General features: G+C 51.7%; 12 protein-coding genes. 2 read left to right on the forward strand and 10 right to left on the reverse strand.

Going from position 1 to position 16,941, the window contains the following annotated elements; translation table 11 throughout:
• Nucleotides 1-415: 415 nt before the first annotated feature.
• The 9 genes from EDM21_RS13785 to EDM21_RS13825 form a co-directional block, all read right to left on the reverse strand.
• Complete coding sequence (locus tag EDM21_RS13785; protein WP_235918185.1) at nt 416-2,014, reverse strand: S-layer homology domain-containing protein; 1,599 nt, start codon at nt 2,012-2,014, stop codon at nt 416-418.
• A gap of 89 nt (nt 2,015-2,103) precedes the next feature.
• The gene (locus EDM21_RS13790; RefSeq protein ID WP_235918186.1) at nt 2,104-6,054 is read right to left on the reverse strand and encodes a bifunctional 2',3'-cyclic-nucleotide 2'-phosphodiesterase/3'-nucleotidase; all 3,951 of its coding nucleotides are present in this window, start codon (nt 6,052-6,054) and stop codon (nt 2,104-2,106) included.
• A gap of 291 nt (nt 6,055-6,345) precedes the next feature.
• The gene (locus EDM21_RS13795; RefSeq protein WP_157336289.1) at nt 6,346-6,861 is read right to left on the reverse strand and encodes a hypothetical protein; all 516 of its coding nucleotides are present in this window, start codon (nt 6,859-6,861) and stop codon (nt 6,346-6,348) included.
• A 33-nt stretch (nt 6,862-6,894) separates the two neighbouring features.
• Entirely contained in the window at nt 6,895-7,173 is a 279-nt protein-coding gene (locus tag EDM21_RS13800; protein ID WP_157336290.1) for an amidase domain-containing protein, read from the reverse strand.
• 54 nt (nt 7,174-7,227) lie between these two features.
• Nucleotides 7,228-7,536: an amidase domain-containing protein gene (locus EDM21_RS25550; protein WP_420850664.1), complete on the reverse strand. Its 309-nt coding sequence runs from the start codon at nt 7,534-7,536 to the stop codon at nt 7,228-7,230.
• Between the two features lie 442 nt (nt 7,537-7,978).
• Nucleotides 7,979-8,455: a GyrI-like domain-containing protein gene (locus EDM21_RS13810; protein WP_338043986.1), complete on the reverse strand. Its 477-nt coding sequence runs from the start codon at nt 8,453-8,455 to the stop codon at nt 7,979-7,981.
• Nucleotides 8,456-8,518: 63 nt separating this feature from the next.
• Nucleotides 8,519-9,463, reverse strand: a complete 945-nt coding sequence (locus EDM21_RS13815) for a helix-turn-helix transcriptional regulator (RefSeq protein ID WP_157336294.1) — start codon at nt 9,461-9,463, stop codon at nt 8,519-8,521.
• A gap of 267 nt (nt 9,464-9,730) precedes the next feature.
• On the reverse strand, nt 9,731-10,387 hold the full coding sequence (locus EDM21_RS13820; protein WP_157336295.1) for a cysteine hydrolase family protein: 657 nt from the start codon (nt 10,385-10,387) through the stop codon (nt 9,731-9,733).
• 168 nt (nt 10,388-10,555) lie between these two features.
• Complete coding sequence (locus EDM21_RS13825; protein ID WP_420850661.1) at nt 10,556-11,440, reverse strand: helix-turn-helix domain-containing protein; 885 nt, start codon at nt 11,438-11,440, stop codon at nt 10,556-10,558.
• 378 nt (nt 11,441-11,818) lie between these two features.
• Between EDM21_RS13825 and gdhA the strand changes: the two genes are divergently transcribed.
• Nucleotides 11,819-13,201, forward strand: a complete 1,383-nt coding sequence (gene gdhA / locus EDM21_RS13830; RefSeq protein ID WP_157336296.1) for an NADP-specific glutamate dehydrogenase — start codon at nt 11,819-11,821, stop codon at nt 13,199-13,201.
• 366 nt (nt 13,202-13,567) lie between these two features.
• Nucleotides 13,568-14,614 carry an LLM class flavin-dependent oxidoreductase gene (locus EDM21_RS13835; protein WP_157336297.1) on the forward strand — a complete coding sequence of 349 codons (1,047 nt, stop codon included), beginning with the start codon at nt 13,568-13,570 and terminating at the stop codon, nt 14,612-14,614.
• Nucleotides 14,615-15,021: 407 nt separating this feature from the next.
• On the opposite strand, the gene EDM21_RS13840 is transcribed toward EDM21_RS13835, so the two are convergent.
• Entirely contained in the window at nt 15,022-16,845 is a 1,824-nt protein-coding gene (locus EDM21_RS13840; RefSeq protein WP_157336299.1) for a protein kinase domain-containing protein, read from the reverse strand.
• Nucleotides 16,846-16,941: the final 96 nt, after the last annotated feature.

Genomic DNA, 16,941 nt, shown 5'->3' on the forward strand with positions numbered 1-16,941 from the left:
ACTCGTCCAAGGAATGAACGGAAACTTGAAAGCGACCTTCGTTATTGCTCTTACTCAGCATTTTTTACACCTCGGCTCACCGTTTTACTTACTAATTCGATAAAAAAGCCTGTAGACCCTGCTCCTTACGGAACTTTGTCTACAGGCTGAGGCAGGGGCCCCAGGGGCCCTGCCTTTGTTGCCTTATAACATTAAACGGTTTACACTCACTCCGTTCAACAGGGGATCTCCCGTAATAAGGACACCCTTACTTGTCACATTCAAATCCAACTAAACTTCATAGACCCGGCTTATCCAAATCGTAAACATGAATCGGTTTCCCGTAATCCCCGGCAAGAATAGAAGCCGAATTCCCTATTTCCGGCAACCGCAGGCCGCTTAGTTTGATAAGAATTCCCTCATGCCTCACTTTATTTTATTCCGGGAAGACCAGCAGCCCGTTGTAGATCACTTGAGCCGCTTCCGCGCGGGTCGCTGCCGCCAGCGGCGAGAACGTATCGTCCGTTCGGCCGATCATCAGTCCGCTGTGGACGGCCTTGTCCACGGCGGACCGGGCCCACGTGCTGATATCCCCGCTGTCCGCGAAATCAGCCTTGGGCACTGCACCCGGGCCCGCATGAGTCTTCGCAGCCATGCGAGTCATCATCACCGCGATCTCCTCGCGCGTGATTCTTTGCTCGGGCGCGAACGTGTCCGGGCCGGTTCCTTCCACGATGCCGCTCTCGTAAGCGGCAGCTACCGCATCTGCGTACCAGCTGCCGGCCGGAACGTCCCGGAAAGCAGCCGGTTTAGCTGCGGTGATCTTAAGCTGCTTCACGAGCATCGTCACGAACTGTGCGCGGGTTACTTCCTGCTCCGGCGCAAAGCGGGTATCGCTCACCCCGTCGATGATGTGCTTCGCTGTCAGCTCTTTCACAACCTTGTACGCCCAGTGCTGCCCGGGCAGATCCGTGAACGATTTGTTGTACGTAAACACACCGTACCGGCCGGAATGCTCTACACGCGCGGCAATCGAGCTGCCATCCGGCTTACCGCCCGCGTAGACCGCTTGTCCTGCGGCATCCAGAGAATAGATGCCGGCCAGATTCCGGTCCGCGGGAGCCGCCGTCAGCTTCAGCTTCAGCGTCAGAGGCTCCGCAAAGGAATGGACGGGCACATCGTCCCCCCCTTGGACCCGGACGGCGATGCGAACATCCACGGTATCGCCTGCTGCTTGAACGGCGGCCCCGCCGCTGTGCTTGTTCCAGGCGGCGACCAGCTTGCCTACCGCATCTTCCCGGGCCCGGTCGATGTGGACCGAGAGCGAAGCGGCCGTCTGCCCGGCAGGCACAGCCGCCCCTAGTCCGGCGAGCGCTGCCTTCGGAAACACGATTGTGCCGAAGGTCGTAACTAGCTGGACAGGCGTATCCCCGGCAAGCTCCGCCAAATTGGCGGGCAGGAGCACTTCGCCGGAGCTATTGCCGCTGCCGAAGTCAGCCTGCAGTGTAATCAAGCCATTCTCCGGCTTCGGAATATCTCGCCCCGTGATCGTGACCACCCCGGCACTGCCCGGCTGTTCCGGAGTTACCGGCCCCGGCTTAGGAGATTCCGTTCCTCCGTTTCCGTTCCCGCTGCCGCTTCCTCCTCCATCGCCGTTGTCCCGCTTGGAGTACGTGAATGCGGAAGAAGCCGTCGTACCGCCAAGTCCTGCCACCACCTGATAAGTTCCCGTATCAGCTCCGTCCGGAAGCGTAAAAGAGGTCTTGTAGGCCCCTGCATCCACTGAAACGATATCATAGAAAACAATCGTTCCGTTAGGCGCCAGAACCTTCATAATGACTTCGGGGAGCTGCGTCCGGCCGGACACCGTAACCGTGCCTCCGGTCCACACTCCTCCTATGGCATCAAGGGAAATGCTGCTCTGCTGTGCCGCTTGTGCCGCTTCCACTGCCTGTACCTCCGTGGAGGCAGGAGCTGCAAGCAGCGCTGCCGCCAGAAGGCTCAGCAGAACCGGATTCCGTCTTTTTTCTCTCAAGGTAATGCCCCTTTCGCAATAAGATCACCGAACCCGAAGCGCCCGCCCCGGCCCCGGTCTTGCGCTAACCTTGCCGTTTCCCGCAGCTTCTACTGGTTTAAGTTCGTTATGCGCCCTTCCAGCTTGGAAGTAATCTTGCCGCCTTTGAAGGTCTGGGTGATGTAAGCGTAGAAGACATCGAGATCATTCAGCCCCACCTCCACGTTCTTTCCTTCAAGAAGCACTTTATAGTTGTCGCCGCCTGCCGCCATAAAGTTATTTACGGTTACCGTATACGCTCCGTTATCATCGATCGGTGTTCCATCCGCTTTCTTCAGATCCACTACCCGCTCTTCGATTGGCTTGCTGAAGTCAGCCGTATAGCTCAGACCCGAAATCTGCAAGGTCTTCGTATCCGGACTTCCGTCCAGCTTTTTGCCCCATTGCTGCTGAAGCAGTTTTTTGATCTGCTCCCCCGTCAGCGTCATTTTAACGAGTGTATTGCCGAATGGCTGGATTTTGGCCAGATCCGAGAACTGGATGTTGCCCTTGGGCAAATCGGCGCGGATTCCGCCCGGATTCATAAAAGCAAAATCCGACTGCATCCCGTCGCGCATCGCATCCGCGATGAGATTGCCCAGCGTATTCTCCCCGTTATAGGCGCCTGCCCGGGCATAAGCGGTATCTGTGGTTCCTACCGGCTCCTTGAGCACCGGAAACTTATCCAAGTACTTATTAATAAGTGCGACTACTTCTGCGTCAGGAGTAATGCCTTCCTGCTTCACATCCACGATAGCAGCCGTTTTTGTGACAATATCGCCTGTAGCCGGATCAATTTCCAAATCTACGTCTGCAAAAGCAGTCCCGTATGAGTACGCCTGCACCATCAGCTTGTTATCAACGATCGTATTCACTTTGGCATGATTATCTCCGGCAAAAATAACGTCGACTTCATCATCGATTGCGTTGGCCAGATCTACGGCTTCTCCGGAAGCCACGTTATCTTTCACACTGGCCGGGTCATGCGCAAGCACAACGATGGCTTTGACACCTTGCGCTTTCAGCTCCGCCACCGCTTGGTTAACGACAGGCGCCTGCTCGACCAGCTTGACACCCTTCAAGCCTTCCGGCGAAACCTTGTTAACCGTCGACATCGTTGCAACGCCGATAAAGCCGATTTTGGTGCCCCCGATTTTTTTAATGACATAGGGCTCGAACAAAGCCTTACCCGTGGCCGCATCCAATGCGTTCGTGCTTACATAAGGGAAATTCGCCTTGTCATAGACGACATCCGGCTTCTTTGGATCGGGTCCCCCGTTAATTTGCGCCCGGAGGGCTGCCACGCCCTGGTCAAACTCATGATTGCCGAGCGTACCGACATCGAATTTCATCAGATTCATAAATTCCATGGTAGGCTTATCCCTCTCCATAGAAGAAACAGGTGCGGTCGCTCCCACGGAATCTCCTGCATGAACGAGCAGCGTGTTCGGATTCGTCCCTCTCCACTCTTTGAAGTACGTGGCCAGGTAGGCGGCACCCCCAACTTTGCCGTATCCAAAATCGGAAGTCGTATCCAGCTGCCCGTGGAAATCGTTAACGCCGAGCAGCTGCACCTTAACCGGCTGACCCGGGTTTGGCCGTGTGCCGCCGCTGAGGTCCAGCGAATAGACGGCGAAGTCTTTGTCCGTAATCACATTCGTATTCTTAATGTGGGGGTTGTCTGCCAAATACGTAACCGCATTCGGAGAGCTGGTGAAGGTTACTCTAGGGCTGCCTGTAACCGGCGCGATGGACCAGTTCTTGTCCGCAGAAGGATTAATCGTCTTCTGCCCGCTGATGTAATCCATCAGCACTTGCCGGTTCTCATCGGCCGAATCTACAACGAGCTGCGCCCCCTTCAGGCCAGGGAAATTGCCCCCGCCGCTTGCACGGTAGTTGTTCGTCACCACGATGAACTCCTGCTCGGGATTAATCGGCTGCCCCTTATATTGCAGGTTTACAACCCGGCTGGAAGCCGCATCGTTCAGACTGCCATCCGGCTTATATTTGGCCGGTTTTGTAACATCCAGCTGATAGGTCACCCCATCGATGACGTCAAAGTTAAACACCTGGAAGCCCGGGTTCAACAGGGGCTGCTCTTCGGTGAGGGACGGATTGATCTGGTTGAACATGCCTGCGGACATATCCAGCCAATCCTTCACAACCGCACCCTTCACTTTAACCGCTTTGAGCGTATTGTCGTAGAGATACAAATCGCTGGCGCTTTTAATCGCAACAGGGCCTTTGGCGATATCCGTATATTCCTGCGGGCCGTTGCGGCCTGCTTTGAACGGTGCTCCTACGGAAAGAATAGGCAGATCTTTATACTGCGGAGCATTCGTTGCAATATAGTTGCCGACATATTCCTTCTGAGCGTTAGTTACGATTTGGACCGAAGGGTCATCCTGCACGAGGGCAAAATAACTGTGAATAGGCGCTGTCGTTTCACCGATCGGCTGATTAGCGTACGCCTTCGTCGCCCGATGCTCGGCCTCTACGGCCTCCAGAATAGCAGGATCGGCTTGCACAAGTTCTTTCTTGGCCGCACTATCGTAAATCGCACGGGTAGAAGACTGCGAACCCGCAACTCTCCATTTGCCGCTATCCTGAACCAGCTTCAAATCGATCAACCCAAGGTTCGCACCGCCGTAACCTGCCTGAACGGCTGCAACGCCATTGATCGTGCCTTTGACATTGTCTACACCCGGCAGCGGATTCCCCTTCGCGTCTTTGAACAAGCCATCCAGGGACTTGGTGTCCGCTGCCGGGAATACCTTGTGCGTATGCGAGAACGTAATCGCATCGATTCCCGCTACCTTACTCAGCGGCAGGATCGCGTCTTCTGCGAAAGTATCCGCCTGAGCCGCGCCGTTAAAGCCGGAATGGGCCAGCGCAATAACGACATCCGCGCCTTCCGCTTTCATCTTAGGCACGAATTTGGAGGCCGTTGCCACGATATCCTTGGCGATTACCTTGCCCTCCAGATTGATCTTGTCCCAATCCATGATCTGAGGGGCCACCAAGCCGAGAACGCCGACCTTGATCTTCTGATCCTGGCCCTTCTCGTCCTTGTAAGTTCTATCGAAAATCTGATACGGAGTGAATTTATTCGCATCGTTATCCGGATTATTATCATGATCGTCCACATAAATATTCGCATTCAGATACGGGAACTCCGCGCCTTTAATGGACTTATCCAAGAATTCCAGTCCGTAGTTGAATTCGTGATTGCCGAATGTTGCCGCATCATAGTCCAGTTTATTCATAGCTTTATAGACCGGATGAACCGCGTTAGACTGTTTGAGCCCGTCAATGGTGGCGATATAGGTTCCCAGCGGGGTTCCTTGGATCAAATCCCCGTTATCCACGAGAAAGGTATTCGGGTTTTCTCTACGCGCTTCCTTGATTAAGGAGGCCGTTTTGGCCAACCCCACGGTTAAGGAAGGAGCGTCTTTATAGTAATCGTAATCTACCAGATTCGTATGTACATCCGTTGTTTCCATAATCCGAAGATTCAAAGAGGAAGAATAAGAGGAGGGTTTAATCGCAACCGGTTCTGCCAGATTATTACCAACATTCGATAGATTTCCGCTGTAGGAATCCACTACAAAAACACGGACGGACAGGTTAGGGCCTACAGAATTAAAGTGGGCTGTTATTTTCTCCGGAGCTGTGATGTCCTTCTGGACAGCGGCAATCCCCACAGGCGCAGAGCCGTTGAAGAGTTCAAAAACCACGACTTCTTCACCGCTGTGATTCTCCCCAGCCGGACTGACCCGGACACTGGCACGCACCCCTGAAGCCGTGTCCATCACAGGATCAGCGAGTACAAAGGATCGCGATCCCGCTACGGCGCTTGCGATTCCAGCATCCGATAGAGGATCTGCCTGGGCAACCGCAACTCCCTGTTCGATGGGCCTTTGGGCCTTAATGACACCCGGCAAAATCTGCACGGAGATTAATCCGAAAGCCAAAGCCGAAGCTGTCAGCTTCCTCCACTGTTTAAGCGTACCGATTCCCATTCTATGAATCCCGCCTTCCTGTAAATAGATTACAGGAAATAGTTTACCAGAAGTATTTTAACCACGTGTTAATATTTTTAGAATTTATTGTAAAATGAGTCTGGAGTCATAGCTGCTCAGAATTGGGCTAGAACAATCTGATGCTACTCTGATGGCAGGTTTTATATGCACCCAAATGACGCTTGCATGTTCATCAAATAAATACAGCATATTTTTTTACCTTTAATAAGCAGAAAATAATAAGCAGAAAAAAAGACCTGAACAATCATTCAGATCTTTTGCAGACGCTTTTCAGTTATTAATGATTAATTCCTGTTGCATCCTAAGTTCCTCAAATTCTTTAACGAGTTGGTCAACCGGCTTTTTGTTCTCCTTCAAATCCTTCTCAATTTCAGCCAGCCTGACCTCCTTTTCAGCGACAATCTTAGCCGCTTTAGCGTAAGCTTTGCCATACTGCGGATGACTAGTTTTTGTTGAATAATAATCCTTGGTACCTAAAACATTTTTATAGCTTTTTAAATTGGCTTCTAGTTCTGTTCGGGGATCAACCGGGTTAATTTCCTCTTTTAGATTCCCGGCTGTAATACCTGCTTCCTTTACTTTCCGCCCTAGTTCATTACGTTCCTCCGAATTTTCTGGAAGAGCGTCAAACTTCGTTCGAAGATTACTTTCTTCTTGTGTGAGTTTCTCTAGCTTCTCTGCCTTGCTTACAACATTGGCTTGCGAATCGTTAGTTACCGATAATACGACTATAAGCGAAACAGCGGCACAAAAAGTGATTCCAACAATTTTTTTATTTTTTTTCACCAGCTCATACCTCCTATTTAATATTATCGTATCTTAAGCGTTCTTCTTGATTTTCAAAATCGTGACGTGTCCACCTTCATATTGTCTGTTTTTAATTTCTGTACGCAAACCCATATCCAGTCCCCAGTATCGATCGTTTGTGGAATGCTGAGCGACATTCATGGTTTTATCAGGTCCACCATAATTCCATACCACCTGTGAGTGATATGTATCGCCTGTAGCATCAACATATTGCACTATATCCCCATTCCAAAGCGAAGAATAAATTTCATCATAGCTCGCAACCGCATCGTGGTTAGTACATTTTACCATTTGGTAAGCTTTTTTCCAGCCTTATCATTCACTTGACCCCAATGCTTTCTAAACTCATTGGCTCCGGCCCAAGATGAAGTTCGTGGATTGCTTGGTGATGTGATTGTCTTTGGCACATCCGGGCCATAATAATACCAATCTATTGTATGGCGGTTGTATCCCTTTACTCCATGAATGGAGGACACCCCCAATACGGAGAACTTGAGATGCAAAATTTGTGCAGTCACCTCCATTTTCATTTGAACCGTATGTTGTGTATGGGCTCATCGTATAACCTGGCTTTGCTGCATATTTTTTTACAAAATCAACAGCTCCCGTTCTGTTATAGGAACTGTTTATATTGATGTCAGAATTAGTAAGCACAATAGTGCCAGCGGCAAAAGTTGAGCTTGCATACAATACAGAAACAGGACTTCCCGGTCGGTGCTGCTGACCTGCATCGGATAAATCAAAAAAGCGCCCTCCGAGGTTCGGAAAGACGCTTCCATATATTCGCTACCCCGATTTGGATCCCGATTCGGATGATACTATTAATAGTATCGAGCTATCCATTATCGAGAGCCCCGGCTAACTTTTGCAGAAAACATACTCATGCTTTAAATTAACTAATCCAATAAAGAGAGGTAAAACAATGAATAAACTTGGAATTGTACTCTCATCGTTCGGACTGGAATATCACCAACTACACCTTATACTCCGGAATCTTCCTGTTAGCACTTGGAGTCCTTATCGTCGCCGCCACCCGAAGGAAATGAGAACTTGTTTACCCTGCATGCGTCCTACTATTGTCACGCTTATTGCCATGCTATTTCACGGCTACAAAAATCTCGACAACGGCGTCCGCCGGGTCAAACTTCACAAGATCGTACCGCTCAAAATCCCCCGTATAAGTTCGCTCCTCTGAGGATTGCCCGAAATACCGCCAGATTTCCTGCCACTTCTGGGCTACGACCTGCTGCACCGGCCCTCTCTGCGTAGTAAATATTTTATACTTCGCTGCGGGCACCGCCGCTGTTGCAAGCCCTTCCCGTATTTCCCCCGCTCCGAGCTCATGCCCGATCAGCGCCGTATACGCTCCGCTGGCATCCGTTTCATAATCCGTGTACAGTCCATAGAGAAACTGAGGGTTCCGGATGCCCGGCGCAGCCGATAAGCCGCTCTCAAAATATCGCTGCCACAAGGCTCCCAGCTTCCCTTCCGGTCCCGCTTCCTGCTCGTTAGTTGTCCGGCAGTGGACACCGGTCAGTTCAAATGCCGGCAGCTGTGTATAGTTGTTTGTCATGTTCATACCCTCATTTCCGTTCATATACTTGTATCTTACGGGATTAAATTGGACATCAGTGTGTCATATTTCCGCATATTGATCCACAATTTGGGCAGCACGTCTCTTCAGTTCCTTCACCACCGCAGCTGGCCCTTCCACCTTAACCTTATTCCCGTAACTGAGCAGCTGGCTGTAGAACCATTCGTCCGCGTTAAATTCCCCCGTGACGCGCATCGTCCCACCCTCCAGATACTCAACCTGTTCGGGAAAATAAGAATCTCCCACCCGGTGTTTGACCTCAGGCCGAAAAATCAAGATGACCCCTGCCACCTTATTATCCGCAGACCAGGCGGAATCCCAGCTGTAAGAATCTATGGGAGGCGCCTTGCGCGCTTCGAAGAGCCGTGGGTGTACCTGCCATTCACAAATCCTCGACAGCCTGAAAATCCGGAAGTCCGCTCTCAGCTTGCAGTAAGCCAGCAGGTACCACACGTTTCCTTTCAGAATCAGACTAGCGGGTTCCACTTCTCTCTCCGAGTCGCTTCCGTTCATATTGGTATACCGGATCGTCACTAGCCTGGACGCCGCAATCGCTTCCTTGAGCGCATTGACTTTATCCCTAACCGCCTGTCCCTGCCCCCATGGATTAAAATCAAACGTAATCGCCTCACCGCTGATATCCAGCCGGTCCCTCTCCGTCTTGTTCAGCATAGCTTTCACTTTCTCAAGCAGATCGGCCAGCTTACTGTCATCCAGAGCCGTATGAATCCCTTTGACAGCAGCAAGCAATGACCGCAGCTCTTCCAGCGAGAGCACCTGACGGCTTATCGTATAGTGCTCCATTATTTCGAAGCCACCCGTGGTTCCCTGATGCGCAAAAACCGGAATTCCCGCCCCGCTAAGGGCTTCCATGTCCCGGTAGATCGTCTTGGTAGACACCTGGAACCGGTCGGCCAACTCCTTGGCGCTCATTTTTTTACGGTTCAGCAGCAGAACGGTCATCGCCAGCAGCCGGTCAATCTTCATCTCATCCTCTCCCCTATACAACAAGAAAAACCGGCAGCTCATGGAAAAGCCCGGTTTTGTATTAACATGCTATGGTTTCTTGCAAAGTCAGTCTTCCCGGAATAATTCAAGGCGCAGAAAGGGTCCTGTACAAGCTAGTTATGGTCCCCTCCATTATGTTCCCCGTGGAACAATCGGGTACCCGCTTCTCTTAAATGTACCACGTATAATCAACTGAAACTAGACCTATCAAGGTACCGACCCGAGTTATACGCAGCCTTCAGCCCCTTATAAAGGAGCAGCGACTCCGGCCACTTCGTTCACAACTTCATTTGTAGGCAGCATAACTATGCCGATCCTGCTCAATTCAGTGATTCCTAACTCATATACGCCGGATATTGCATTTGGCACCATCACCACTCTAAAATCACGTTCGCTTGCTTCATACATAGTCGTCCGGGGACAGTTGGGAAAGTTGCAACCGCTAAAGACGAGTGTATCCACATTCTTTTCTCTTAGGAAAGCTTCCAGATCCGTCCCATAAAAAGCCCCCCATCTCGGCTTGTACATCACCCATTCGTTGGGCCCGATTTGTTGGAACTCTCCCTGCAGCAAGATATCCGATGCCAAATGAGGCGCTTCCTGCGGCTTGATTTCAGGAACCAATTCAGCGCCATCCGTTCCTGGAGCAGCGATGACTCCCCCGTTTTCGATCAGTTCTTTGCGGCAGATATCCACATTGGCGCCATCTGTCTGATAGAGGCGAATCACGTGGATAATAGGCAAATTTGCTTCCCGGTATGCCTGCAGCAATTGCTGCATATAAGGCAGTACCTCCGCAGTACCCGCTATGCGGGCCGGAGCATCCGGCTGTGTAAAGTCATTCTGGGTGTCAATCGTGATCAGCGCAGATGACGTCCAGTTAGGTGCGGTATATTTGTTCATTTTATCACCTCTATTAAAATGATCGTTCACTCGGACACTTCCATATTTATCCTAGCACTGATATTCTTATATGGGAAGAGATTGCTGAATCTGCTTTGTACCTGTTCATAACAAAGACCGATCCCTAACAGAAGGGTCCGGTCCTGTTCCTGACTTGAGCGCCAGAACTTATTCTTCTTCAAAAGAGAGATTAAGGGGCTCATCGTGCAGTCCCCCGTCCACTTCCAGGTTCGTACTAGGCACACTCAGATCTACAGTCTCGAATGCGAAGCCGTCTGCCCAGACACGCCCGCTGCCGTTAAGCAGGACGCCGAACGATATCGCTGCGCTTGCCGGAGGCACATCAAGCACGATGGAGTAGTGGTTCCAGTGGTTGCTTCCTGTAATCGGCCGGTTACTCATGTTGTCGAACTGGAGAATTTCGTCCGATGTACTATCCACCCGCATCCACATGGCTGCGAACTGCTTCACATCGTCTGTTTTAATGAATGCGGAGAGTTTAATTCGCTTGCCGCGATAATGGTCGGCTTTAAAAGCCTGCATCATTGTAGCGAATTGCTCGGCGGATTCAACCATCATCGATTTCAGATATCCGGATGCTCTTCCTTTATGAACCGTTTGTCGGTCGATGCCCATCTCATAATGAAATGGATGGCTTCCGCTTAGAAACCAGCCTTTTACGGGCTGCGGGGTATTCATGGGTAACTCCTCCTTGTGCTGGTTTACTTTGTTCATCAGCTTGCGGTAACGTCCCGGCGGAAGATGGTATATCTTCTTGAACGCCCGGGTAAACGCTTCTTGAGATTCAAATCTGTAATGTAAAGCAATATCCAAGATACGTTCATTCGTATACAACAGCCTGACGGCTGCACCGACAATTCGTCTCGTCCGCACATATTCGGTGATCGTCATCCCAATTTCCGCCTGAAAGATCCGGTGGTAATGGAACATCGAGAAACCCGCGGATCGTGCGACCTTTTCCAAAGAAAGTTCTTCTTCCAAATGCTCTTCCATATATTCAATTGTCTGCCGAATAATCGGATGATAGCTCACGTGAACGCCTCCTTGTCTACAAAGATATCAGAACGCATTAAAATTATTTTGATTTTTTTTGCGAAATAGGGTATTATCTTTCATTAAACTTGTACTTTATTTCTTCAACGCGTTATAACGTTTCTGGATTAAGAGATTATAAGGAATCTAAGTGCGATTCCAGGTCGAATTCCTCCAGTTTTATTGACCACCGGTGAGTATGCAAATTGTTTTCAGAATATTTAATCTGTCACAAAAAATTTGCAAATTACTTTAAAAATACCGGTTTCAAAAAATAAAAAAGTTGCTGTATGATCAAAAACATGTAAAATTACTTTAAAAGATGACAACAACCTGACTCAAAACGTTAACTAAATTCTTAAGGGCTGGTGACTATGTATGGGTGTAACGCTTCAAGGCACGACCGGTAATGACGTCAAAGCGAAGAACTATATCGAGGAAGTTTACAAAGGTGTTCTGGAGCGTAACGGACACCAGTACGAATTTCAGCAAGCGGTTAAAGAGATCGTAGAATCCCTTACTCCCGTATTTGCTAAAGATCCGAAGTATATGGAAGCTGGCATCCTCGAAAGACTCGTTGAGCCAGAGCGCCTCATTTCCTTCCGCGTACCATGGGTAGACGATCAAGGTAAAGTGAGAGTAAACCGCGGCTACCGCGTTCAATTCAACAGCGCAATCGGCCCTTACAAGGGCGGACTCCGTTTCCACCCTTCCGTTAACGAAAGTATCATTAAATTCCTGGGCTTCGAGCAAATCTTCAAGAACTCTCTGACCGGCCAGCCTATCGGAGGCGGCAAAGGCGGATCCGACTTTGATCCAAAAGGCAAATCCGATGGTGAAGTCATGCGCTTTACACAATCTTTTATGACTGAGTTATCCAAATATATCGGTCCGGATACAGACGTTCCGGCTGGCGACATCGGCGTCGGCGGGCGTGAAATCGGCTATATGTTCGGTCAGTACAAAAAAATCCGCGGCGGATTTGAAGCAGGCGTGTTGACAGGTAAAGGTGTTCTCTACGGCGGAAGTCTGGCTCGTCCTGAGGCGACAGGTTACGGAACGGTTTATTTTGTACATGAAATGCTGCAATCCAAAGGACTCAGCTATGAAGGCAGCACGGTAGTCGTGTCCGGCTCCGGCAACGTTGCGATCTATGCGATGCAGAAAGCTAAGCAGTTCGGCGCTAAAGTTGTAGCGTGCAGCGACTCCAACGGTTATATCTACGATCCGACCGGTATCAAAGTCGAAACCGTACAGCAGCTTAAAGAAGTGGAAAGAAGACGGATCAGTGATTACGTTCAATTCCACCCGGAAGCGACTTACCACGAAGGTTGTTCGAACATCTGGACAATTCCTTGTGACATCGCACTTCCTTGTGCCACCCAGAACGAAATCGATCTCGATGCCGCGAAGACTCTGATCAGCAACGGCGTGAAAGCCATCGGTGAAGGTGCTAACATGCCTTCCACTCTGGATGCTATTGATTTGTTCCTGGATGCGGGTGTGCTCTTCGGACCTGCGAAAGCAGCAAATGCCGGCGGTGTTGCCGTATCTGCGCTTGAAATGGCACAGAACAGCTCCCGTCAATCCTGGTCATTCGAAGAAGTCGATGCCAAGCTTCATGATATCATGAGAAATATCTACCAGAATTCCATGCTGGCTGCTGAAGAATACGGCCATCCGAACAACCTTGTAGTTGGCGCTAATATCGCCGGCTTCAAGAAAGTAGCCGATGCTATGCTGGCTCAAGGCCTTATCTAATGCAATCCGCTCACTTTTAATACCACGGAATTATACAATACGAACGCCTCTTGGACCCGTCAGGGCTCAAGAGGCGTTTTTTTTGCTGTATTCGTGCAGATGGCGGGCTGAACCTCTTCTCCATTGTAATTCCCGGGTGATCTCTTCAACTCACTAGATCGGCCGGGACCGGGACTTACAGGACAGCTGTTCATACTTACATAAAAGTGCCTACTTGCTTTAAATTATATATTAGCTAATAATTATATATGAGGTCCATTCGGGCTTTTGCAGATGATCCGAGTTCATTCAGCGCATAATACGGTAATTACAGTTAGCGCTGCGGTTTGTTCATAGAGAGTTCTAATATAGAAGGGAGAATTTATTATGACTGAAGAAAACAAATCTGCCCGGGCTGCTAAAGAGATTGGAGAGACCACTTTCTCCATCCTGGACCTGGCCCCCATCACGGTAGGCCACACGGCAGCTGATTCTTTGCGCAACACCCTGGACCTGGCCCAGCATGCGGAGAAGTGGGGCTACAACCGGTTCTGGCTGGCCGAGCATCACAACATGCCCGGGATTGCTTCCTCGGCCACATCGGTCGTCATCGGCCATGTCGCTGCCGGTACGAAGACGATCCGGGTCGGCTCCGGCGGCATCATGCTGCCGAATCATGCGCCACTGGTCATCGCCGAGCAGTTCGGCACGCTCGAGTCCCTGCACCCCGGGCGCATTGATCTCGGGCTGGGGAGAGCCCCCGGCTCCGACCAGCTCACAGCCCGCGCACTGCGCCGGGGCCCCGAGAGCGACGGCCAGTTCTTCCCGCAGCAGCTAAGCGAGCTGCGGGCTTACTTGAGCCCCTCCTCGGGCTCAATGGGCGTGCGGGCTGTGCCCGGCGAAGGCCTCGACATCCCGATCTGGCTGCTCGGCTCCAGCGGCTTCAGCGCGCAGCTGGCCGGACAGCTGGGGCTGCCGTTTGCCTTCGCCAGCCACTTTGCGCCGGATTACCTGCTGCAGGCGCTGGAACTGTACCGCAGCAGCTTCCGCCCGTCGGAAGCGCTGCAGGAGCCTTACGCAATGGTCGGCATGAACGTCATTGCCGCGGATACCGATGAGGAAGCGCAGCAGCTGGCTACCTCCATGGAGCAGCAATTCCTGAATCTGATCCGCGGACGCACAGGCAAGCTGAACCCGCCGGTAGCGGATATGGATGAACTGTGGACTTCACAGGAGAAGGCCATTGTCCGTGATAAGCTCGGTTTTGCCGCAATAGGCAGCAAGGCAACAGTCTTGGACAAACTATCCTTCTACCTGGAGAAAACGCAAGCGGATGAATTTATCGTCACTTCTCAAATTTATAACCACCATGCTCGCCTGCGGTCCTATGAAATCCTCTCGGAAGCCATCGGGCTGCAGGGCAGCACCCGCTAACAGGCAGGAAGACAGGAAGGGTATGCAGCCTACAGCCGGCAAGCCGCGAAACAGAGTTAACCGATCTCACCGGCCTGTACTGCTTTCTTTTCCTCGGCTCTTCCTTTCATCCTTCACCGGTAAACATGCAAATGGACGCGATCTTAACGATCTGCGTCCATTTTTTATTATGCGAAAATGGCGCTTGCATATAGCGGAAGCTATCAGCGGAAGCTATCAGCGGAAGCTATCAGCGGAAGCTATCAGCGGAAGCTATCAGCGGAAGCGTCAGCGGTTTTCAGCACGCGGATCAGCATGCTGGCGCCGGCTCTGCTCTCGCAGCCTGCCCGGCGGAAGCAAACCGGAGCTAGCGAGCCCCGTTGAGCTGTTGCAGGACTTCGCCCTAAACCGCAGTCATTGGGCGCTTCTTATGCTGGCGCCCCTTCATCCAGAAGGCCAAGGAATTTAGCAATCGTAACCGCTTTGATCCGTCGGTCCACTTTCATTTTTCTAAAGATGTTCTTCACATGGATCTTGACGGTCGCTGTAGAGATGATCAGACGCGAGGCAATCTCCTGATTAGACAGACCCGCTGCCATAAGCTGGAGGACTTCCTTTTCCCTTGCGGTCAAGGTCTCCATGCTGTGCGTAACCGCCTGCACCTGCATACCCGGCGGGATTACGGGGGTTGCATCACAGCTCTGCCGCGCTAGATAGAGCGCCTGTACACCGAGGGTCTGAAGAACAGGATACCGCTCGGCCGCAAAAGCACGACGGTTCAGCTTGTTCTCCAGATACAAGCAACCCACCGGCTGCCCTCCCGCGATCAAAGGAAGCGCGAGCCGGGAACCGCGGGCCTCTTCGCTCAGCAGGATCGGCCTTGCTCCGTTTATGCAGTCCGCGAGGAGCTCTTCGTCCAGGCTGGGGTCGCCCGCAAGGCGCTTCACAATGCCGGAGACGACAATCTCTCCGGCACTGCTTACCGCCGACAGAATGCGGACCCGCTCCCCGCCCCGGGCCTTCACCAGTAAGGCCCGCTCTGCACCTGCAGTCTGCAGCAGCAAGGTCATCAGTTTCGCCGCCATTGCCGCGCCGCTGCCTCCAAGCGTAAAAGCCTGCGAGGATTGAATAATCGCAGACAGATCGAGCACCTGCGAATAGCTGGCGCTCTGCTCCAGAGTGACCGCCGCCGCACCGTGAGCTTGAACTGACGGTTTGTTGCCGTCACGGCGCTGTCCAGCGGACGGACTAGCATCAGTCCGCTCCGTGACCGGCCGTACTGCACGGCTGCCCGCCGGATTCACCGCCCCGGCTTGCAGTTCCCGTGGGGACGTACCTGCCCGCAGCGCTTGTGCAGCTTCCACCCTTCGGGCTCCGTGATCTCCGGCGTGAAGCGCTGCCTGCCCAGGGACGGGTTCTGACGGTGCGCACAGCTCATCCGCAGCCACTGCCTGCAGGGCTGCCCTCACTTCCGCCGCGCTTCCGAAACGCTCCGCCGGATCTTTGGCCAGCAGTCTCATGACAATATCCGCCAGCCTCTGCGGAATACGCCCATGGCTGCCGGGTAGAGGGGCTGGACTTTGCGCCATATGGGCATGGGACCAGCCCAGCGCATCCTTGGCCGCATACGGCAGCCGCCCCGCCAGCTGTTCGTAGAGTGTCACTCCCAGCGAGTACAAATCCGAGCGGGCGCCTACGCCCTGGTTCATCCGTCCCGTCTGTTCCGGTGACATGTAGTACGGGCTGCTTTCCATCAACGGGATGCTGCTGTCCTGCCACTTCCCGTCTACCGCTCTGCTTGCATAGCCGAATCCGGTCAAATAAACCTTCAGCGTCGTTTCCTGAATCAGAACCGTGTCCGGTCTGATGTTCAAATGCAAGACATGATTGTCATGAAGCTCCTGGATAATTTCAGTCAATCGGATGCTTATATTTAACAGGTCCCCCATAGAAATAGGCAGAAGCTCGGCATACCGGCGAAGCGTATGCCCTTGAATAGGCTCGAATTCAAGAGCCATGCCGCTGCTGTGCATGATCGCTGCAGTGGGCGCGAGAATTCCGTCCATTTTTAATGAGGAAGCCACTTTATATTCATTTAGTAATTTACCGTTCTCGGTTAACGTCCGGTTTCCGTCTTTGACAACCTTCAGGAGCACCTTGCGGGAAGAATGCGCAGACCAGGCGTAGCAGATCAGAAAGCAGGGGTCATCATATACGATTTCAGTCAATTCGTAGCCTTCTAAAGTAAACATAATCGAGTCCTTTGTCGACGGAAAGCAGTTCCGCTTTAAAATGAGACGACTTTCGTCAGGAGTTCTGAATATCCTAACTTTACCATTGATTGTTTG

Source organism: Paenibacillus lutrae (assembly GCF_009757775.1).
Lineage (GTDB): Bacteria > Bacillota > Bacilli > Paenibacillales > NBRC-103111 > Paenibacillus_F > Paenibacillus_F lutrae.

Coding starts and splice junctions, on each gene's coding strand:
- EDM21_RS13815 (WP_157336294.1), bottom strand. CDS start 9,463: ATGAAGATTGACCGGCTGCTGGCGATGACCGTTCTGCTGCTGAACCGT.
- EDM21_RS13790 (WP_235918186.1), bottom strand. CDS start 6,054: ATGGGAATCGGTACGCTTAAACAGTGGAGGAAGCTGACAGCTTCGGCT.
- EDM21_RS13810 (WP_338043986.1), bottom strand. CDS start 8,455: ATGACAAACAACTATACACAGCTGCCGGCATTTGAACTGACCGGTGTC.
- gdhA (WP_157336296.1), top strand. CDS start 11,819: ATGGGTGTAACGCTTCAAGGCACGACCGGTAATGACGTCAAAGCGAAG.
- EDM21_RS13820 (WP_157336295.1), bottom strand. CDS start 10,387: ATGAACAAATATACCGCACCTAACTGGACGTCATCTGCGCTGATCACG.
- EDM21_RS13840 (WP_157336299.1), bottom strand. CDS start 16,845: ATGTTTACTTTAGAAGGCTACGAATTGACTGAAATCGTATATGATGAC.
- EDM21_RS13800 (WP_157336290.1), bottom strand. CDS start 7,173: ATGGTAAAATGTACTAACCACGATGCGGTTGCGAGCTATGATGAAATT.
- EDM21_RS13835 (WP_157336297.1), top strand. CDS start 13,568: ATGACTGAAGAAAACAAATCTGCCCGGGCTGCTAAAGAGATTGGAGAG.